This window comes from Mycobacteroides immunogenum (assembly GCF_001605725.1).
GTDB lineage: Bacteria > Actinomycetota > Actinomycetes > Mycobacteriales > Mycobacteriaceae > Mycobacterium > Mycobacterium immunogenum.
The window spans coordinates 5,208,868-5,229,046 of record NZ_CP011530.1; the positions used below are offsets into that span (position 1 = coordinate 5,208,868).

The window sequence follows — 20,179 nt, forward strand, 5'->3', positions numbered from 1 at the left end:
ACACACCAGTCTGGCACCGTCGGTGTTTGAGGCAACTCCCTTCAGCGCACCGATCCGTCAGGTTCGCCCTTCTCGTTCAACGGCTGGCCGCTCATAATGCCCTGGACAATTCCTGAAGGAAATGCCGATGTCGCACTGAGGCCGACGGCGCGCGCGCCAGGTACCACCAGGCACGTGGTGTCAATCGCGACGCCCGGAAGATTCGGCCAACCCTTATCCGAGTGATACCGGGCGAAAGCGTTGATCTCCATGTTGACCATCCCCTGTCCTTCCGGGTCGGGCTCCACCCGATAGGCCGTCAGCTGTGCCATGGCGGCATTCTCCGGGTCGGTCGGCGACTTCTCGAGATTCACTTCAACACCAGACAGGGTCTGGGGTGCACTGGCCGACGACATGGGCCGCGCCACGGACCCGCAGTGGGCATAGGTCAGTACCCATCCGTTCCGCAGGGCCTTTTCTGTTTCTCGGGTGACAACGTCCAATGGATCACTGTGTGTGAACGACGCCATCCTGACCACCGACTCGCGCGAGATGTTGTTCAGCCCGTTGTACGAGCTGTGGTGCGGCTCCGCGGGCGCCAGCCAGGCGTCGGCCGCCAGCCGCTGAGATCGTGCCGCGTCCACATCGTTGGGCTCGAATATCTCGGGGTGCTTAGGACACGACGCGGCCAGCACGAATACCAGCAATAGCACCGAGGAAAGCCTTAGGCCTTTCACTTCGGGACCACCTCACCCCAGGGCCGATAGCGCGTCTCGCCACCGAACGATATTCGGTTGTTGACGAAGTCATCCTTCGGGATCGTCATCTTCTGACCCGAGGAGGGTTCGTAGATTTCCAGCGAGTCACCCTGCATTCCGGTGACCAAGACAATGTGACCGTTGACTCCGCTGCCGACGAACAACGGAACAGACTGCCCGGACTGAACAGCCGAACTGATCGCTTGATAGTCCCCGGAAGGACCCAGCGGATTCGCCACCTCAAATTGATACGCACTCCCCGGGACGCCCGGTCCACCCGGCTTGCCCATCTCGTCGGCCGCGCCATACGGCGGGGTACCGAATGTCTCGGGCCAGGTAGTACCCCAGCCGGGAACGATCGCGTTGTTCGTCGAATCGTGCATCTTCTTTGCTTCGTCCGCGAACCTGGACGTGACCTCGGATGTCGTTATCGACTGTCCCGGCTGAGGCGAAGCGGAATCCCCCGCGTCGTACCCGGTAAGCATCTTCATGGCATACACAGGGTCATTGATCATCTTGGCGACGACGAGCGAGGACGATCCACAGGTTGTGCCATCGGGCTGCACCAGCACGCCCGGGTGATTCTTGGCGTACTCCACCGGGTCAAGCTCACGCACCTGTTGATCGTCCATGAGCGCTAGCTTTTCCGAGAAGCGTTGCAAAGTACCAACATCCCCACCCCGCGCGAGCGCCGCGATGATCCAGTTCCGTCGGGCGTCGTCCTTCGCGTTGTCCAGCATCGCCTGCGCCTTGGCGCGATCCTCCGGACTCATCGCCGCCAGGTTGGCATCGGCACGCTCCTGCACTCCCGGTCGCAGGCCGGTGCCGTCCTTGTGACCGTCCGGATCGTTCTTGACATCCGACCAGTTGTTCACCGAGCCGATCGCGCCCGCCGCGACCGACGTGTGGTCGGGCAAGGTGATGCCATCCACCGCCTTACCGAGTTCGCCCTTGGCCGTATTCACCGCCTTGTCGGCGTCGCCGTACGCACCCGCGAGCTCCTCCACCCCATGCACCACGTCACCCACGAGCTTGCGCACATACGGGATCGCGTCGAAGGGATTCTTCGGGATGTTGTTCCAGTCGACGTCGTCCTTGAGTGACGCGAACGCGTTGTGCCACCGATCACGCGCCTTGTCCATCGACCCGGCGAAGGTGTCGAGGGAACTCGCGACCGCGGTCGCGGCCGGGCCGATCGTGGTAGATCTCGTCTTGAAGTTCGCGATACTGGTGCGCGCCTTGTCCCCGGTTGTTTCGCCGTATGCATCACCGGGGGTGCGCCCCCACACCGTCTCGGGGATGGTGTTCTGCGCTTGCTGCACATCGTTGGCGTGCCACTCCCCCATCGCAGGAGCCATTTCCCGCCAGCGCGCCGCCACCTCCCGCACCGTCGCGGGGTCGGGCGGCGGGGGTTCGGTGGCCACCGAGATGACCTTGCGGACCGCTGCGACGACCTTCTTGGCAATCGGCCAGACGGTGCTGATGGTGATCTCGCCGATCTGCCGGAGGTCGGCGACTACCTGCTCCAGCTGCTTCTGCGTGTCACCCAGTGTCATCGGACACCGGCCCTAGCCAAGCACCGGGAACTTGATCCCCGTGTCACTGAGGTTCCCGGCGTTGCGCTGATCCATCTCGACGAGCGCCTTGGTGCACGCGCGGATGTTCTGCGAAATCTCCTTCTGCACAGCCGAAACCGTGCCAAGCGCACCCGATACCCGGTCACGTGCGGCGTTCATCGCCCCAGTCAGATCACCGAAGTCCTTGCCCTCGGTGGCGCGAAGCCTTCCCTTGGCGAACTCGACATGAGTATCGGTCGCATCGAGTTGTGCCGCGCATTTTTCCGTCGCTACCGGGTCGATCTTCATGCATCCCCCTCTGAACATGCCCCTTCCGCATGTTAGCCCGGAATACCGAACCCAGCCAGCCTCCTGGGGATAGAGCTCTAGCTCGGCAAAACGGCGGTGACGTAGTTGCCCTGCTTCACCACCTCGACGACGTCCTCCGGCAGCTCCGGGATCTCCACCCCGTACGTGGCGGCCAGTTCGAGGGCGTCGGCACCCTGGACCGTCCATCCGCGTGCCGCGAACCACTCGGCGACATCGGCGCGCTCTTCGTCGTAGAACAGTGACGTGATGTCCACCTTCGACATCGGGTGACTCTCGTCGGCGTACTTCTTTTGCATCGCGCCCCATTTGGCGATGTCGGGCCTTCCCCGGGTGGCCTCAACTGCCACCTGACTGCCCGGCGCCGACAACGCGACCACTCGCTCGAACAGCAGATCTTGTGCCGCAGAGGGCAGGTAGATGATCAGGCCCTCGGCCGACCAAGCGGTCGGAACGTCAGGGTCAAAGCCGGCGGCCAGCAACGCTGCGGGCCAGTCGTCCCGGAGATCCACGGCGATCTCGCGCCGGTCGCTGGTCGGGGCGGCACCGTGCTCGGCCAGCACCCGGTCCTTGAACTCCAGCACCTGGGGCTGATCCAGCTCGAACACCTTGGTGCCCTCCGGCCACGGCAACCGGTGCGCTCGCACGTCCAGGCCGGCGGCCAGGATCACCGCCTGTCCACACCCGGAATTCGTTGCGTTCACGAAGAACTCGTCGAAAAACCGGCTACGCAAGCCGATATGCCGGGGCGTGGTCCCGGGGTTGGGGGCCTGCGGCTCAGGACTATCCAAAAGTCCGATCAGATTCGGTTCGCCGGCGGCCCGCACGAAGTGTTCCGCATACGGATCACGCACCAAGGGTTCGGCCTGCCTGTTCTCGACCGCCCTCGCGGCCGCCACTCCCAACGCGGTGAATCCGACGCTGGAGACGATGTCCCATGAGTCGCCCTCGCTGCGCGACCAGTCCTTGTCAGCGATATCGGTCATTGCGTTTCCTTTCAGGCGGGCAGGGTGCAGGTCAGGTAATGCATGGCGCCAGCCAGTTCCTTGATGTCCTCGGGGACTTCGGGATGCTGCACGCCGTACCGGGCGGCCAGATCAAACATATCCAGCCCCTCGGTGTCCCATCCGCGGGCCGAGAACCATTCGATCGGCGGCGTCTTCTCCTCGTCATAGAACAGTTCGGTGATATCGATCTTGCCGAAGGTGTCCTTCTCGGACCGGTACTTCTGTTCGACCTTCGCGAACTGACTCATCCCCAACGTGCCCGTCGGGCCCTCGATCGCGGCGCGGCTCCCCGGAGCGGAAAGCTCGGCGATCCGCTCAAACAGCAGTTCTTGCGCCGCTGCGGGCAGATACGGCAACAGTCCTTCCGCCGACCACGCAGTGGGCTGTCCGGGATCAAATCCGGCTTCCTTGAGTGCGGCGGGCCAATCATCACGCAGGTCGACCGCCACGGCACGGCGATCACAGGTCGGAGCCGCACCCTGCTCGGCGTACACCCCATCCTTGAAGGCGAGGACCTGGGGCTGATCCAACTCGTACACCGCCACACCGGCGGGCCAGACCAGCCGGTGTGCCCGTGCGTCCAGCCCCGCAGCCAGAATTACCGCCTGCTTGATCCCGGAAGCCGACGCGTCAAGGAAAAACTCGTCGAAGAATCTGCTGCGCATTCCCATGCCCCGCAGATACTCAAACGGAGATGCCTGCGGCGCATCACGTTTCGTGATGGTCTCGATCAGATGCGGCTCGCCCGCGGCGAGCACGAAATGCTTGGCGAACGGGTCGACGATCAGCGCGTCCGGGCGCTCGGTTTCGACGGCACGCTGCGCACTGACACCCAATGCGGTGTACCCCACGCTGGACACGATGTCCCAGGAGTCGCCGTCGCTACGGGTCCAGTTTCCCTGGTCTGTACTTGTCATCTCAGCCTCTCGGATGGTCTCGAACAGCGGTGAAAAACTTGGTGCTCAGGAATGTTTCAAATGCTTGTGGCAAGTCGTGAAGTGGCCGCCCATAGGTGATCGCCGCCTCTACCAGGTTGGCCGGGGTCACCGTCCAGCCATGCCCGCCCAGCCAGGCCTTGGTATCCGCCCGCGGGTCGTCGAACCACAGGTCACGCAGATTCGGTTGTGTCCCACCGTCACTGGTGTCGTCGACGGCGGTCTTAATGGAAGACGCGAGGCGATCCAGCTCGCCGGGTTCCGGACCCAGCTCGGCGGCCACCCAGCTACCGGGCGCCGATAACACGTTCAACCTTTCGAAGAGCGCGTCCTGTGCCGCACCCGGCAGATAGGGCAACAGGCCCTCCAGAATCCACCCCGTCGGCTGGCCCGCGTCAAAACCCGCCACCCGCAAGGCGGCAGGCCAATCCTCGCGCAGGTCAACCGCCACCGGCACCCGCCTGGCGCTCGGCTGTGCCCCGGACCGCCGCAAGACCTCTTCCTTGAACTGCAGCACCTTCGGCTGATCCAATTCGAAGACGGTGGTAATCGCGGGCCACGGCAATCGGTATGCGCGCGAATCCAATCCGGCGGCCAGAATCACCTGTTGCCGCACACCGGCGCCGGCGGCGTCGGCAAAGAAGTTGTCGAAGAATCGCGTCCGCACGCCCACCCATTGAGCGTTGAACGCCGCCGAGCTGGTCATATCTCCGGCGGCGACCGCAGCAGCCAGCTCGGGCGCGCCCGCGGCCGCCACGAACGCCGCCGCGTGATCGTCATGTGCCAGTGGTGGATCCAGCCTCGCATCGAGCGCCCGTCCGGCTGCCACCGCAAGCGCCGTATGGCCGACGCTGGTGACGATGTCCCAGGAGTCTCCCTCGGAACGCACCATGCCTACGCGCCGAGCACCGCGGTGAAGTAGCGGCTCTGCCCGATGGCGTCGGTGAGCTCATGCTCGCCTGCCAGCGGCGCCCGGTTGTACCGCTGCAGCAGTTCACCGGCCGTGGTGGCCTCGACTGTCCATCCGTGACTGGTGAGCCACAGTGCCGGGTCCTCACGTTCATCGCCGAACCACAGACTCGAGGGAGCCGCATCGTCCTCGACGATGCTCTTGAAGATCCGCTGGAGCGCGCCCTCTTCGTTTTCCATCGCGTTCGACATGCGGTCCGCCTGGTTGCCCGGGGCGCCGAAATCTTCTACAGCAACCCGGCTTCCGGGCGCGGATAGTTCGGCGATGCGCTGGAACAGCAGGTCCTGTGCCGCGCCTGGAAGGAAGGGCAGCAAGCCTTCGGCCAGCCATGCCGTGGGCCGGGTGGCGTCGAATCCCGCCGCCTTGAGCGCTACCGGCCAGTCGTCACGCAGGTCTATATGCAGATCGTGGACCGTCGCGGTGGTCTGCGCACCGTGCTCATCGAGCACCCGCTTCTTGAACTCGAGCACCTTCGGGAGGTCTAGCTCGTAGACCGTGGTGCCGTCGGCCCAGGGCAGCCGGTACCCACGTACATCGAGACCGGACGCAAGGATCACCGCCTGCCTGACACCGGCGTCACCGGCAGCCAGGAAGAACTCGTCGAAGTACTTGGTCCGCGCGCCGAGGTAGCTCGAGAACAGCTGGATATCGGGTTCCTGGGCGGCCGCGGGGTCCTCCAGCACCTCCGAGAAGATCGGCGCCTCCGTCTTGGTGGCGGCAACAAAATGCTGCGCGTAGTCGTCGCGTGCCAGCGGATCAGGCTTTCGGGCCTCGATCGCGCGCATCGCCGAAACGATGAGCGCCGTGGCGCCCACGCTCGTCACGATGTCCCAGGTGTCACCGTCGGTTCTGGTCACGGCAGGTCTCCCATCAAATGCGCATGTCAGGCGTGCGTACATTTAAATGTGCAGGTCAAGGCGTTTTACCTATGACAAGTTCGCACAACTAACTACAGTACGCCGATTGGCTGGGAGTGCCACTGGTCTCTTTTCGGGGCATCTGGCGTCCCCGTCACCCACCCCGGCGAGCGCGGCGTTGCGCCCCGAAACACGCCGAGAATGGCGTGCACAACGTCGCGCTCGCGGGAACAGGTGGGGGGTTACTTGCCCTGCCAGACCGGTGCGCGCTTCTCGGCGAACGCCTTCGCGCCTTCCTTGGCGTCCTCGGACACGAAGATCGGCATCAGGATCTCACCCTGTTTCGCGAAGGCTTCCTCGGGCGCCCAGCTGGCCGACTCGATGATGATCCGCTTGGTGGCTGCCACGGCCAACGGACCGTTCGCGGTGATCTTGGCGGCCAGTTCCAGCGCGGTATCCAGGGCCTGCCCGTCGTCGACGAGCCGGTTGATGAACCCGTACTTGGCGGCGTCCTCCGCGGTGAAGGACTCTCCGGTAAGCGCCAGCTCCATGGCCACCTGGTACGGAATCCGGTTCGGCAGACGCAGCAGGCCGCCGGCACCCGCCACCAACCCGCGCTTGACCTCGGGGATGCCGAACTTGGCGCTGCGACCCGCAACCACAAGATCGCAGGACAGCACCAGCTCGGTACCGCCCGCCAGTGCGAACCCTTCAACCGCGGCGATGATCGGCTTGCGCGGCGGCACGTTGGTGAAACCGAGACCCCGCTCGGACAACACTGCCTCGCCGCTCACAAATGCTTTGAGATCCATTCCAGCGCAGAAGTTTCCGCCCGCACCGGTGATGATGGCGACAGAAAGATCATCGGAGCTGTCCAACTGGTCCGCGGCAGCCGCGAGCCCTTGGCTGACGGCCCTGTTCACCGCGTTGCGCGAGTCCGGACGGTTGATGGTGATCAATAGGACACGGTCACGCTGTTCGATCAGGACTTCGTCGGCCATTGCATTCCTCTGCGTAGTGAGTGAGCGGATGATTTTGTTTCTTGATGCTAATCAGCGGCCGGAATCAGGCTGCGGGCCACCGAAAGTAGTCGGGGGACGCCCTCATCCAGCTCGGCGAAGAACGGATCGTCGGTGGTTCCGGCGAGATGCCGTTGATACGACACCTCCAGCAGGGTGGCGAGCTTCCACCCGCCCAGCACCTGGTAGTAGGTCAAATCTTCTGGTGTCCAATAGCTTTGATCGCCCGTGCGGGCCTGGCGGTAGGCCACGGCGATCTCGGCGTGCGACGGGCAGCCCTCCTGGGCGGTCACCGATCCGGTGAGTTCGGACATCGCGACTTCACCGCCGGGTTCGGGGGTCATGTACAGCAAATATCCCAGGTCGGCCAACGGATCGCCGACGGTCGCCATCTCCCAGTCCAGCACCGCGGTGATCCGCGCCGTTGCCGAATCGACCAGCACGTTGTCCAACTTGTAGTCGCCGTGCACCACCGCCGCCGGACGGTCCCCTGGATAGTTCTGCGTGAGCCACGTGGTGATGGCCGTGTGATCCTCCAGATCGCGACCGGTGGGCAGTTCTTTGATGGACTCCCACTGCCCGCCCCAAGTCTTCAATTGCCGAGCCAAGTAACCGGATTCACGCCCCAACTTGGCTTCCACCAACCGCGTCGGGTCAGCGTTGTGGATCTCGGCCAGAGCCACCGCCAGATCCAGCACCAGCTCACGCCGGGCCGGACCCACGAACCACTCCGGCGAGACGTCCCGGATCACCTCGCCTTCCTGCCGCTCCATCAGATAGAACGGGGCGCCGAAGATCTCGGCATCGGTACTGGCCAGGGTCACGCGCGGCACCCGCACCTGCGCGGCGCTGAGGGCGTCGAGCACCCGATACTCGCGCATCACATCGTGCGCACCCGCCTGCAGACGGCCAAACGGCGGGCGCCGCATAATCCACTGCGTACCAGAGGTTCCCGTTACCACGTAGGTCAGATTCGAATGCCCCGCCGAAAGCCGCCGGACACTGACCTCCTCCCCCAGCTTCCGGCCGAGGTACTGCAGCAGGCTCGCGGGAATGGCGTCGGCATCCAGGGATGCCGCATCACCGGTGGCGCCGTCAGAGCCAGAAGACACATCCTTGTGCATGGGTCATGTTTACCTGACGACATATACCGCAAGCGAGGGGCGGGGACATTCTTTGCCTATTCACCACTCGGTTGCGCTGCCAACTGGGCCGATGTCCTCCAGTATGAGAAGCCGATGAACCTTTCTGTCCGCCTCGTCGTCATGAACTTCCTCCAATTCTTCGTGTGGGGAGCATGGCTGCTGACGCTCGGGGCGTACTGGTTCAACAACAAACATTGGTCCGGCGCGCACTTCGGTGCCGCCTTCTCGACGATGGGCATCGCCGCGATTCTCGCGCCGCCCATCATGGGTGTGATCGCCGACAAATGGATCAACGCCGAAAAGCTTTACGGCATCATGCATCTGGGCGGCGCAGCGGCGCTTTTCAGCCTGCCTCTGGTGACAAGCCCTACCGTCTTCTTCTGGGTTCTGCTGCTCAACATGCTGTGTTACATGCCGTCGCTCTCGCTGGCCATCACGGTCGCGTTCAACGCACTCAAGGACGCGGGCAAAGACACCGTCATCAACTTCCCGCCGATCCGCGTGTGTGGCACCATCGGATTCATCGCCGCACTGCACACCGTGAGTCTGCTGAACCTGGAAACCTCGGCCGGCCAGTTCTATGTGGCCGGCACGGCGGCAGTCATCCTCGGTCTGTACGCGTTCACCCTGCCCGCATGCCCTCCGAAGCTAGATCGTGCGCACAGCGGCACCTTCGCCGACAGATTCGGGCTCACCGCCTTCACGCTGTTCCGTCGCCGCACGATGGCGGTGTTCTTTCTCTTCGCAATGCTGCTCGGTGGCGCGCTGCAGCTCACCAACGCCTACGGCGACACCTTCTTGCATGACTTCGCCAACGTCGCGGAATACCAGGGCCTCTTCGCGGTCGAGCATCCGGCCATCATCATGTCCATCTCGCAAATCTCCGAGACCCTGTTCATTCTGGCCATTCCATTCTTCTTGCGCCGCTTCGGAATCAAGACGGTGATGCTGATGAGCATGGTGGCGTGGACACTCCGATTTGGCCTCTTCGCCTACGGCAATCCCGGCGACGGGCTCTGGATGATCGTGTTGTCCTGCATCGTCTACGGCATGGCCTTTGACTTCTTCAATGTCTCTGGACAGCTGTTCGTCGAAGATCAGTGCGGCCCCACGATCCGGGCAAGTGCGCAGGGCCTGTTCATGCTCATGACCAACGGGGTGGGCGCCATGCTCGGCAGCCTCATCAGCGGAGCGGTCATCGAGCACTTCTTCACCTATCCCGACAGCAGCAAGGATTGGCACGGCATCTGGCTGAGCTTCGCCGGATACGCGTTGGTGGTCGCGGTCGCGTTCTTCGTGCTGTTCCGCCCCGAACCGGGTGAGAACATCGCCGAAAAGCAGACCGCTACCGTGGGGGTGTGACGATCTCCAGCGCCGAGTCGACGGCGTCCTCCGCAGACAATCCCGTCGAGGGTATTTGGAACTTCCGGGACGTCGGTGGAGCGGATTCCCCCGTCACCATCCGGCCCGGGGTGCTCTTCCGGTCCTCGGAGCTCAGCGGTCTGACCCCGACCGGCGCCCAGACGCTGCGCGGCCTCGGTGTCACCGACCTGTATGACCTGCGCAGCCCCACCGAGATCGCCCGCACCGGGTCGGACAGAGTGGACGGTGGAATCCGGGTGCACGAGGTTCCGTTCGCCACCCCGGCGGCAGGCGAGGAACGCGCGCCGCACGAGATCGCCTACCGGCAGATGATGCTCGCCAGCATGACTGCGGGCCGCGGCCCGGACCCGGCGTCGCAGGTGGAGTTCATGCTGGCCGAGTACCGGCGGTTCCCCGAACTTCCCGGCACCCTGGTCGCACTCCGGGCGGTCGCCGATCAACTCTCCAGCGGTGCAACGGCTTTAGTGCACTGTGCGGCAGGTAAGGATCGAACCGGCCTTCTCGTTGGACTGGTGCTGAGTTCGGTCGGTATCGGCTACGCGGATATCGCCGCCGACTACCTGCGCAGTAATGCGGCTATCGGTGCGATGCGGGCCCATATCTCCGCTCAGATGGAGGCGGCCGAGCCCGAGCTCGCCCAGACCATGGCCGCCATGCTCTCCGACGAGGTGCTGGGAGTGCGCGAGGAATACCTCGAAACCGGATTCCGTGAAGTCGCAAACCTTTTCGGGTCACCCGAGGCGATGCTGAACGCAGCCGGAGTGGATGCCGAGGGCTTGACGGCGTTGCGCTCTGCGCTTACCTAGGATCTGCCGAGTAGGTCAAACCAACACGGCCCCAAGCCAAATGCCTGCCGATACCATGGCCCCCACCATCTCGATACCGATCGAGGTCGCCACCGCTTTCACCGCGGTCACCGTCGCCGCCCATGCCTGCCCTTGGCTGCGGCGCCGGATGAACTCGGCGAGGTAGATGCCCAGCACGAAACCGATCACCAGGCCCACCACCGGAATCACGAAGAAGCCGATGATCGCGGCGATCCCGCCCAGCACCAGGCTGAGCGTGGGCACACCTGCCTCACGCATCCGCGCCGCCGGCCATACGTACTTCACCACGATGGTCGCGGCGGCCAATGCCACCACGATGCCCAGCACCACCCAGGCCTTCGTTGTCGATTCGACCAGCGCCCACGCCCCAATGGAAAGGACCACGAGCCCGGTACCGGGAACCATCGGGACCACAATGCCGACCATGCCGATGGCGATACCCAGTGCCACCAGCAGCAGCCCGCCGACACTCATCGGATAAGAGCGCTTAGGTCAGTTCGACATCGCTGGCAAGCCAGCGGCCGTCGACCTTCTGCATCGTGATCTGAACGCGGCTGCGGTCCATGCGTGCATCGGGGATCGCGACATTTGATACGGCCTGATCGATGAACAGCAGCACCTCGACCTTGTCCGGCGTCGCCGACTTCACCGCGGAATCCACAACGACACCCGTTGCTTTGGCCTTGTTCTCGATCATGACCTGACGCAATGTGGTGCTGGACTCCGAGTACTTCTTCTTGAAGTCACCCGTGGACCTGTCCAACGTCTTACTGGAGCTTTCGTCGAGCTTGGCGCTGTCCACGTTGATCATGATGTTGGCGAATTCCTGCGCCGCCGCCAACGCCTCACGAGACGACCGGTCCTCGATGCGCTGTTCCTCGTAGAGCCGCCCGATGATGACCGCCGCCGCGACGATTGCGATAGCCACCACCGCAGCCGCGGTCAAAGCCCAGTCGCGCCCAGTGATGCCCTTCGGGCGCTCCTCTTCATCCGGTTCGAGGCTGATGTCCTCGTCATCGGATTCGTCGGACTCGTCGGTGTCCTTGGCATCCGGAGCATCCGGGCTGTCCTTGGCATCCTTCGCAGACACCTCCGCGTCGAAGTCCGCGACTTCGTCCGCGGTGGCTTCCGTCGACTCGGCCTTTTCCGCGTCCGGAGTCACCGCAGACTCATCGGTGTTCTTGGCGTCGGTGTTCTTGGCGTCCTTGTCGGCAGCGTCGTCTGCCATGGTTGTGCTCCTTGCGCGTCTTACGGGGTGCCTGTCCGGGTGCCTAGCGTCCGGTAGGTGGAGTATTACCGAAACCGGGCGGCGGCGCAGGCGCGTCGGGAGGCAACGGTGCATCGCCGGGGATCGGAAGGGGCCACTGCGGTCCACCATACGGCGTGGGGACGCTCCACTTACCCCGAGGCGTCGGGTCCGACACCTTGGCCAGATCCGCGTTGGGCGGCGGGCCGGCAGTGTCGTCGTCCGCGGGGCGAGGTGCATTGCGAGCGCCACGCACCAGCATCGCCGGATCGGGGTTGGCGCAGTACGTGGAGTACAACGCCGGTTCGTAGAAGCTGGCGTCCGAAACCGGCTTACGCGGTGTCACGTAATCGCACGTGGGCCGCGGGTACAGCAGATCACCCAGCGCCCAGACGGCACCGTCGTGGAAGATCGACGCGGCGCTCTCCAGCATCGATCCGCGCACCTCGGGCCCCGGGAACAGCGCGTTGAGGGCAGGGACGCGCAGGTAGTTCAGCTGCGCCACGGTGGCCAGATTGCCCAGCAATTGCACCATCGTGTCCGAGTTGTCGGTGAAGAGGTTGTCCACACTGTGCAGGGTCTGCGGAGCCCGCCCGAGCAGCGTCCGGAAACCGCCGTCCATCTTCTTCAGTCCGGCGAAAGTGCTGCCCAACTGTTGACCGGTGGCATCCAGACCCGAATTGAGGTCTACCAGCGTCGAGAAGGTCACCTTGCTGGACTTCAGCAGCGTCACCGTTTCCGGTAGCACGCCATCGAGAGTGGTGATGAGGAAGGTGCCGCCATCGAGGATGTCGGCGAGCTTCTCCGGGCCCTGCGCACTGACACCCAGCTCCTTGCGCAGGGTGCTCAACTTCTTGGTGTCGAGCTGCGCCAGTAGGCCGTCAGAATCAGCCAGCACCTGCGCCAGGGTTATCGGAGTGGTCGCCTGGCCGAGCGCGACGACACTGTTGTTCCCCAAGAACGGGCCGTTATTGGTCGTCGGCCGGAAATCGAGGTACTGCTCACCCGCGGGCGACAGGCCGGAAACGCGGATCTCGCTGTCGACCGGCAGCTTCACCGAACCGTTGATCGAAGCGGTCGCGACCACGCCGCCCTTCTCCAGGTTGACCGATTCCACACGGCCGATCGGTACCCCGCGCAGCGTCACTTCCTGATTGGGCAGCAACCCACCTGATTCGTGCAGCTGCACCTTCACCTGATACTCGGACTCGATGGGGTTGACCTTCAACGTCCCGAACATCACGTAGCCGACGCAGATGACGAGGATCGCCACCAGGCCGACAATGGACAGCCATTTCCAGCTGCGCTTGAAGACGTCGCCGATGGCCAACAATCCTCTGGAAGCAGATTCCAGCACGCCGCCGGACTGTACGGGGGCGCTCATCGGCCGGGTCCTGGCTCGGGGGCGGGAGCAGGTGCGGGTTGTGGTTCCGGCTGGGCGGCCGGTGCTGGTGCCGGGGGATTCGGTCCCTGACCCACGACACGTTCCTGCAGCCTGTACAGCGAGTACTTGAAGCTACCGACGAGGTAGCCCCAGTCAGCCTGCTTGGGGCCGTGGAAGGTCGGGTCGCCCTTGTACCCGGCATCGGGCCAGTTACCCAGCGCCAGCTTGGCCATGTTGGCGTCGACGGCCAGTGCACTACCGGCGTTGGCCTTGATCAATATCGGCAGCAACCGGTTCAGCGCGACCAGGCTGGTGTCCGGGCTGACCGTGACGTCGTTGAACCCACGCGCGATCGTGTTGAAATCGGTGATCATGCTGCGACTGTCGGTGCCCTGGATCGACGGGAACTTGGCCAGCTGATCAGAGATGTGACCGGCGGTGTTCGCGAGGTCGGTCACCTGGTGAGGATCGATCGCCTTCAGGGCCGGCGCGCCGGCTTCCAAGAGGTCGTTGATCGTCTTCTCCCGCGCCGAGAGTGTCGAGGCCAATTGTGAGGTCTTGTCCAACGAGTTCTGGATCTGCGTGGACCGGCCGTTGAGGGTGCCCATCAGCTGATCGGACTGCTTGACGATGTCGCCGAACACGAGGCCGTTGCTGCCGTTACCGCCCGAGGACTTTCCGAGTCCGTTCACCACGTGCGTCAGGTTCCGGATCACACCACCGTTGACGAGCACCGCCGCAGAGGCGAGCACGCCCTCGACCGTCGCGGCCGACGAGGTGTTGTCCAGATCCAATGTGCCGCCGTCTTTGAGGAGCTGACCACTCGGTGTCGCCGGCGGGGTGACAGCCACGAAGACATCGCCCAACGGGGTCGCGGTACGCAGCTGCGCGGTGGTCCCGACGGGCAGCCGCACACCCTCGCGGATGCGCAACTGGACCACTGCGACGTAGTCGACGGCGTCCATCGACTCGACTTCCCCGACGTCGGCGCCGCCCAGGCGCACCTTCGCCTTCGCCGGCAGGTTGAGCGCGTTGGCGAATCGCGCAGTCAGCTTGTACGACTGCGAACCCATGTTGGGGGCAGGCAGCGGCAGGCTGTCGAGTCCCGGTGGGGTGCAGGCAGATACGGCGAGAACCCCGGCAGCGGCCAGCGCCACGAGCCTGATCTTCGAAATCTTCGACGCGCGCATCACTGCCCCATCCTGGCCATGCCGTCGAGCATGTAGGTCAGCCCGAAGTCGGGACCGTAATCGGCCATCGTTCCGGTGCTGCATCCGAGCTGCCGCAGACCCATCAGGTTGCAGATGTCCTTGGTGAACTGGCTCTCGAAAAGCAGCTTGTCCAGCATCGGATGCAGGCGCAGCGACCCGTTGACCGGATCGATCGACCGGTCGACGTTGTCGAGCAGCAACGGCAACAAGTCCAGTGTCTCCTTGAGCTCACGCTGGTTGTCGCTCAACGTCTGCAGGGTGACGTTGCTGTTGCCCAGCAGGCCCTTGATGACGTCTCGGTTCTTATCGAGGAGTTCGGCGGTGCTCTTCAGGGCTTCGTTGGCCTTGCGGCCGGTGTTCCCGGTGCCGAAACGCTCGGCGGCGAGCACGTCGGCGGTCCCGTGCACGGCCGAGCCGAACTGTCGAATTGCCTTGTCGTTCTCGTTCATTGCGTTGACCAACGAGCTCACGCTCTTGATGATCGTGGTCAGCTGGTCCTTGGTCTCGGCGCCATCGGTGGTCATCTTCAGTGCCTTCGACAGCTCGTCGAGAGCGGTCTTGACCTGCTCGCCGTTACCCGCGGCGGCCTGAGCCCCGATGTTCACCAGATCGGCGGCAGGACCGCCGCCCTTCCCGTCGCCCTTCATCGCCGAGGCGAGCTTGTCGACGGTGGCCAACACCCGGTCGAAACCGACGGGTGTACGAGTGCGATCGAGCGGAATGAGGTCGCCGTCCTTGAGTACCGGGCCCTCGGTGTAGGGCGGACTCAGCGCGACGTGCCGGTCGGTGAGCACCGAGCTGGTGAAGGCGGCGGCGATGACGTTCGCCGGGACCTTGACGTCCTTGTCGACGTTGAACTTGACCTCGACATAGGTGCCCTTGGCCTCGACAGATTCAATCGCCCCTACCGGCAGGCCCAGCACTTCCACCACGTTGCCGACGAAAAGGCCGGAACCTTCATCGAATTGGGCGGTGACGGTGATCTTGTCGTCCACCACTCCGGCCTTGCGCAGGCCGAAGTAGCCGCCGACCAACGCCAATACGACCAGTACCGATACCACGCCAACCATGAACACCCGGCGCGCCTTGGAACCCTGCTGGGTCACGTTGATGCTCATGCGCAGTCCTTGAAGTACTCGATCATGCCCCACTGCTGCGCGCGGCTACTGATGGCGCACATCCAGTTATCCACGATCAGACCGTTGGTCAGGTTGATACCCATGGAGTACCCCGAGCCGGTCGCGTTCGTGAAGTTACGCAGCGGAACGGGCAGGATCTGCAGCAGATTTCGCATGTAGTCGTCATGATCGCTGGCCATTGCCGTGACATCTCGCAGCTGCTGCAACAGCTTCTCGAAGGCCGGCCGGTCCTTGACCACGACCTTGCTCAGCAGATCGACGACCTTGGTGATCGATGCCATCAAACGCTGGAACGATGCCTTGCGGGATACGAACTCTCCCAACAGGTCGCGGCCCTGGAAGACAAGGTGCCCGAGGTTGGCCTGCTGCCGGTGCAGTGTCGCGGTGACGGTGGACGCGCTCTTGAGCAGCTCACCGATCTGAGTGCGCCGGGTGGAGACGATCCCCGAAAGCTCTTTCAGATTTCTCATGGCCTCGGGCAGCGCCTCGGGCAGCCCCTCGAGCTGCTTGGCCAGGATGTCAATCGACTGGGCCAGCTTCGTCGCGTCGACCTGCTCGTAGGTCGCCGCGGTATCGGCCAGCAGCGCCTGCAGGTCGTAGGGCACCTCGGTGTGCGACAACGCGATTCGCTTGTTCGGGATCACCCCGGCGCCACGGGGCCGCAGCTCGATGTAGCGAGAACCCAGCAGTGTGGTGGTCTTGATCGCGGCCTGCGTCTCGGCGCCCAGCTTCACCTCATCGCGCACCCGCATGTCGACCAGCACCTTGGTGCCGTCGAGCACAACGCTTTTCACCTCGCCGACGTCAACGCCGGCGACACTGACGTAGTCGCCCTTCTTGAGCTGGGCGGCCTGCGCGAATTCGGCCTGGTACCGGGTGTACCCGAAACCGATCTGGCGGTACAGCAGCATCGACCCGATGATCGCGGTGACAACACCCACCGCGATCATGCCGATCCAGAACTTGCTGCGATCCTCTAGCTTGCGTTCACGGGGGCTCATTCGATCCCTCGGCATTTCGGTGTGTACTTCGCGACATTGCCATGAGTGGCGCGCCTGACGATTTCGGGCACCAGATCGTTGAGGCCCGGGAAGAATCCGTTGATGTTCAGCTGGCACGCGTACGAGTTGCCGTACGCGCCATCCTGGGTCGTGCGAGCAAGGCCCTTGAGCAGCAGCGGCAGGTTGGAGCCCAGGAAGGCGAACTGATCCTTGTTGGCAAGGATGTGCGCGGCGGTACCCGGCTCGCGGTAGACGAGTTCCTGCATCTGCGGGTAGACATTGTCGCCGATGGTCTGGATGCGGCTCACCACGTGCGTTGCCGAACCGATCGAGGAGACCAGGCTCTGGCGCCGGTCGTCCAGCTCGCCGATCACGTTCTGGCCCTGAATCACCAGCTGGTCCAGGTTGTCATTCTGCTTGGCGACATTGTCGAGAACGGTGTTGAGGTTGTCGATCAGTTGGCCCAGCGATTGATCGCGCCCGGCAAAGGATTTGGTGATCTCGGTGGTCTGCGCGACAACGTGGGCCAACGCACCGCGGTCACCGGCGAACGCATCGATGAGTCCATTGGACAGGTTGTCGACCTGCTTCGGGTCCAGGAGGGTGAACAGCGGTTCGAACCCGTTGAGCAGCGCACCGACGTCAAAGGACGGTTCAGTTCGCTCCACCGGGATGACACTGCCTTCGGGCAGCCGCTCGGGGCTGCCGTCGATACCGCGGGACAGTGAGATGTAGCGCTGACCGATGATGTTCTGGTAGGTGACGGCGACAATCGTGTTGCCGTACAGGTTCTGGTTGCTCTTGACCCGGAACTTGAGCTTGGCGAGTGAGCCATCCAGCTCGATCGAGTCAACACGCCCCACCCGTACACCCGCGATGCGCACATCGTCACCGACACGCACGCCGGTGACATCGGTGAAGATCGCGGTGTAGTTCTTGGTCGAGCCCGTGGTGTCACGGCGCAGGGTGCCGTAGACCAGCGTCGTCACGCCGATCGCGAAAACGACGAACAACGACAGTCCGATCGCCGCGGCCCGGAAGTTCTTCATCGTCCGCCTCCCTGGGCCGCGTTGGGCTGTACCGAATTGGGTTGGCCCGCATCGGCGGCCGGCTCATCCCGGCTGACCGAGATCGTCGTTCCGCGGGCCACCGGGCCGAGGAGCAGCTGCTGCGAGGTGCTCGCGTCGCCGCCCAGCGCCTTGCCGAGCTGCTCGCGCTCGACCGCGCTACCCACCGGTCCGACGTTTCCGCCGAACGACGCCGGCGCCACGCCGGCGGGTGCCGGGTTGGGCGGCGGACCGAACGGCGGCAGCACCGGGTTCGCGGCCCTGTCGACTTCCTGCGGGTTGGGACCCGCGCCGTGCAACATGATGTCGGCGGCGGGCGGCGGGAACATCGTCCCCGCCGGCGGAGCGATGTCCGGCGGCGGCTTGTAGCTGCCGGGCTGCAACACCTCGGGAATGTCGATCCACTGGCGGGTCTCGGGTGCCGTGGTGCAGCTCGGTCCGGCCAACTCGCCGTACCGCGGGCAGTCATCACGCACGTAAGTCCAGGCCGGGCTGAACGACAGGATGAGGTTCAGGCCGATGACCTGGCGGCCGGGATCCCAGCCGTTGGCGAATGCGGCGTCAGACAATGCGCGAACCCGCGTTCCGATCGGGACGAACTTGTCGGCGTTCTGCGCGAGGACACCGACCACCGGGGTCAGGTGGGTGCCGATACCGATCATCTGGTCGATGTGGTTGTCGATGGCGGTCGCGGTGGTCCCGGTGGTGTGCAACCCTGCCGAAAGTAAGCCGCGCACATCATCTTTCTTCTGCGCCAGGGTGCGCAGCGGCACCAGGGCGTTCTCCAGATTGTCCAGCAGTCGCGGCGACGTGGAGCTCAGCGCATCCGACACCTTCTCCAGCGCCGCGATCGTCGACGGATCGTTGGGGCTAGCGGTGACCATGGCGTTGAACTCGGTGAGGATTGCCCGCAGCCGCGCCCCGGAACTGAGCAGCTTGTCGCCGCGGCCCTGGGTCGCCTCGCCGAACACGCCGATCAGACCGACGGGCGGGTCGCCCCGCTGCCGTTCGGTGGCGGCGAGTACCTCACGCAGCTTGTTGGTGGTGGTCTGGAAGAGGACGGTCGGCAGCTTGGTGTCTTCGGTGATCACCGCACCGTTACGGACCGGGGCGCCGTCTCCGTTGTCTACCAGCTGCACTGAAGACACCGCGAACACATTGCTCGGGACCACCCGGGCGGTGACGGTGCTGGGAATCCCACTGGCGTGTTCGGGCTTCAGGTCGATGTGCACGATGTTCGGCTTGCCGTCTTCGGCGGGCGTCACCGAGGTGACGGCGCCGACGAGCATGCCGCGGAACTTCACGTCGGCACGCTCGGGCAGCCCGTCACCGACGTTCATGAGCTGCGCGTTGACCTGGACGGTGTCTTCCAGATAACCCTTGGACTTGGCGAGCAACAGTCCGGTCACCAGGCCCAAGATCGCCAGCACCGCAATGCCTGCCAACAGCAGGGCACGATCGGACCAGCCACGACCGCTTGCCGAGAACGAACCACCGCTCACGTCAACCACCGAACCTTGCGCCGGCATCGACTCCCCACAACGCCATGGTGAGAAGCATGTTCACGATGATCACGACGGTGATGGCCGCGCGCATCGCATGCCCGGCGGCCACACCCACGCCCTCGGGCCCGCCCGAGGCGTTGAATCCGAAGTAGCACTGAATGGTCGAGGCAATCCACACGAACACGACGGCCTTGATCACCGAGTACACGACATCCGTGCCGCTCAGCATCATGGTGAAGTAGTGGTTGTAGGCACCGCCGATCGATCCGCCGCTGGAGATTCCAACCAGGAGGCGGCAGGTGATGTAGCTGATCACCAGGCACAGCAGGTACAGCGGAACCACGGCGACGGTGGAGGCCATCAGGCGGGTGGTGACCAGGTACGGGATGGGCCGGATCGCCAGGGCATCCAGCGCGTCGATCTCCTCATTGATGCGCTGCGCACCGAGCTGCGCGGTGAAGCGGCAGCCGGCCTGCATCGCGAACGCGAGGGCCGCCATCACGGGCGCCAACTCGCGTGTCGAGACCAGCGAGGAAATGAATCCGGTGGCCGGCCCCAGGCCGATGATGTTCAGCAGGTTGTAGGCCTCGATACCGATCAGGGCACCGATGGTCGCGCCCAGTACCGCGGCAACACCGACGGTCCCGCCGCCGGTGACCAACGAGCCATTACCCCAGGTGACATCGGCCAGTAGCCGAAAGAACTCCTTGGAGTAGTAGCGCAGAGCGTTCGGGATGGACGCGATGGCCTCCACGAAGAAGGCCAGCATGTGTCCGAGCCGGCGTATCGACTGCGCGATCCGATGCCCGGCGTCGATGATCGGCTGGACGCCCTTGGGGCGGTAGGTAGAGATGGTCACGGTG

Annotated in this window: 20 protein-coding genes; 2 read left to right on the plus strand and 18 right to left on the minus strand. The window is 64.2% G+C overall.

Annotation, left to right across the window (positions count from 1 at the left end; translation table 11 throughout):
* Positions 1-41 precede the first annotated feature (41 nt).
* The 9 genes from ABG82_RS25735 to ABG82_RS25775 form a co-directional block, all read right to left on the minus strand.
* Positions 42-716, minus strand: coding sequence for a hypothetical protein (locus tag ABG82_RS25735; protein ID WP_043076188.1), 675 nt, complete (start codon positions 714-716; stop codon positions 42-44).
* On the minus strand, positions 713-2,293 hold the full coding sequence (locus ABG82_RS25740; protein ID WP_043076187.1) for a hypothetical protein: 1,581 nt from the start codon (positions 2,291-2,293) through the stop codon (positions 713-715). Before ABG82_RS25740 ends, ABG82_RS25735 begins: the two co-directional genes overlap by 4 nt.
* 12 nt (positions 2,294-2,305) lie before the next feature.
* Positions 2,306-2,602 (minus strand): hypothetical protein, encoded by a 297-nt coding sequence (locus tag ABG82_RS25745; RefSeq protein WP_043076186.1) that lies wholly within the window; start codon positions 2,600-2,602, stop codon positions 2,306-2,308.
* Between the two features lie 77 nt (positions 2,603-2,679).
* Positions 2,680-3,606, minus strand: coding sequence for a class I SAM-dependent methyltransferase (locus ABG82_RS25750; RefSeq protein ID WP_043076185.1), 927 nt, complete (start codon positions 3,604-3,606; stop codon positions 2,680-2,682).
* An 11-nt stretch (positions 3,607-3,617) separates the two neighbouring features.
* Entirely contained in the window at positions 3,618-4,544 is a 927-nt protein-coding gene (locus tag ABG82_RS25755) for a class I SAM-dependent methyltransferase (protein ID WP_043076184.1), read from the minus strand.
* Between the two features lies 1 nt (position 4,545).
* A complete protein-coding gene (locus ABG82_RS25760) occupies positions 4,546-5,454 on the minus strand; it encodes an SAM-dependent methyltransferase (RefSeq protein ID WP_043076183.1) in 909 nt (302 codons plus the stop codon).
* Positions 5,455-5,456: 2 nt separating this feature from the next.
* Entirely contained in the window at positions 5,457-6,389 is a 933-nt protein-coding gene (locus ABG82_RS25765; RefSeq protein ID WP_043076182.1) for a class I SAM-dependent methyltransferase, read from the minus strand.
* 242 nt (positions 6,390-6,631) lie between these two features.
* Complete coding sequence (locus ABG82_RS25770; protein WP_043076181.1) at positions 6,632-7,390, minus strand: crotonase/enoyl-CoA hydratase family protein; 759 nt, start codon at positions 7,388-7,390, stop codon at positions 6,632-6,634.
* A 47-nt stretch (positions 7,391-7,437) separates the two neighbouring features.
* Positions 7,438-8,532, minus strand: coding sequence for a phosphotransferase family protein (locus ABG82_RS25775; protein ID WP_043076180.1), 1,095 nt, complete (start codon positions 8,530-8,532; stop codon positions 7,438-7,440).
* Between the two features lie 114 nt (positions 8,533-8,646).
* On the opposite strand from ABG82_RS25775, the gene ABG82_RS25780 reads away from it, so the two are divergent.
* Both ABG82_RS25780 and ABG82_RS25785 read left to right on the plus strand, forming a co-directional pair.
* Complete coding sequence (locus ABG82_RS25780) at positions 8,647-9,915, plus strand: nucleoside permease (protein ID WP_043076179.1); 1,269 nt, start codon at positions 8,647-8,649, stop codon at positions 9,913-9,915.
* The gene (locus tag ABG82_RS25785) at positions 9,912-10,742 is read left to right on the plus strand and encodes a tyrosine-protein phosphatase (RefSeq protein ID WP_043076178.1); all 831 of its coding nucleotides are present in this window, start codon (positions 9,912-9,914) and stop codon (positions 10,740-10,742) included. Before ABG82_RS25780 ends, ABG82_RS25785 begins: the two co-directional genes overlap by 4 nt.
* 15 nt (positions 10,743-10,757) lie before the next feature.
* On the opposite strand, the gene ABG82_RS25790 is transcribed toward ABG82_RS25785, so the two are convergent.
* From ABG82_RS25790 to ABG82_RS25830, 9 genes are read right to left on the minus strand one after another with little or no spacing between them, the layout of a single operon-like run.
* Entirely contained in the window at positions 10,758-11,237 is a 480-nt protein-coding gene (locus tag ABG82_RS25790; RefSeq protein ID WP_043076177.1) for a DUF456 domain-containing protein, read from the minus strand.
* A 13-nt stretch (positions 11,238-11,250) separates the two neighbouring features.
* Positions 11,251-11,991, minus strand: coding sequence for a hypothetical protein (locus tag ABG82_RS25795; protein WP_043076176.1), 741 nt, complete (start codon positions 11,989-11,991; stop codon positions 11,251-11,253).
* A 43-nt stretch (positions 11,992-12,034) separates the two neighbouring features.
* Positions 12,035-13,393 carry an MlaD family protein gene (locus ABG82_RS25800; protein ID WP_043076175.1) on the minus strand — a complete coding sequence of 453 codons (1,359 nt, stop codon included), beginning with the start codon at positions 13,391-13,393 and terminating at the stop codon, positions 12,035-12,037.
* Positions 13,390-14,583: an MlaD family protein gene (locus ABG82_RS25805; RefSeq protein WP_043076174.1), complete on the minus strand. Its 1,194-nt coding sequence runs from the start codon at positions 14,581-14,583 to the stop codon at positions 13,390-13,392. The genes ABG82_RS25800 and ABG82_RS25805 overlap by 4 nt, the downstream gene beginning before the upstream one ends.
* On the minus strand, positions 14,583-15,722 hold the full coding sequence (locus ABG82_RS25810) for an MCE family protein (RefSeq protein ID WP_043076173.1): 1,140 nt from the start codon (positions 15,720-15,722) through the stop codon (positions 14,583-14,585). The genes ABG82_RS25805 and ABG82_RS25810 overlap by 1 nt, the downstream gene beginning before the upstream one ends.
* Positions 15,719-16,744: an MCE family protein gene (locus tag ABG82_RS25815; RefSeq protein ID WP_043076172.1), complete on the minus strand. Its 1,026-nt coding sequence runs from the start codon at positions 16,742-16,744 to the stop codon at positions 15,719-15,721. The genes ABG82_RS25810 and ABG82_RS25815 overlap by 4 nt, the downstream gene beginning before the upstream one ends.
* On the minus strand, positions 16,741-17,793 hold the full coding sequence (locus ABG82_RS25820; RefSeq protein ID WP_043076171.1) for an MCE family protein: 1,053 nt from the start codon (positions 17,791-17,793) through the stop codon (positions 16,741-16,743). Before ABG82_RS25820 ends, ABG82_RS25815 begins: the two co-directional genes overlap by 4 nt.
* Positions 17,790-19,313, minus strand: coding sequence for an MlaD family protein (locus ABG82_RS25825; RefSeq protein WP_054173140.1), 1,524 nt, complete (start codon positions 19,311-19,313; stop codon positions 17,790-17,792). The genes ABG82_RS25820 and ABG82_RS25825 overlap by 4 nt, the downstream gene beginning before the upstream one ends.
* A 1-nt stretch (position 19,314) precedes the next feature.
* On the minus strand, positions 19,315-20,175 hold the full coding sequence (locus ABG82_RS25830; protein WP_043076169.1) for an MlaE family ABC transporter permease: 861 nt from the start codon (positions 20,173-20,175) through the stop codon (positions 19,315-19,317).
* Between the last annotated feature and the right edge of the window lie 4 nt (positions 20,176-20,179).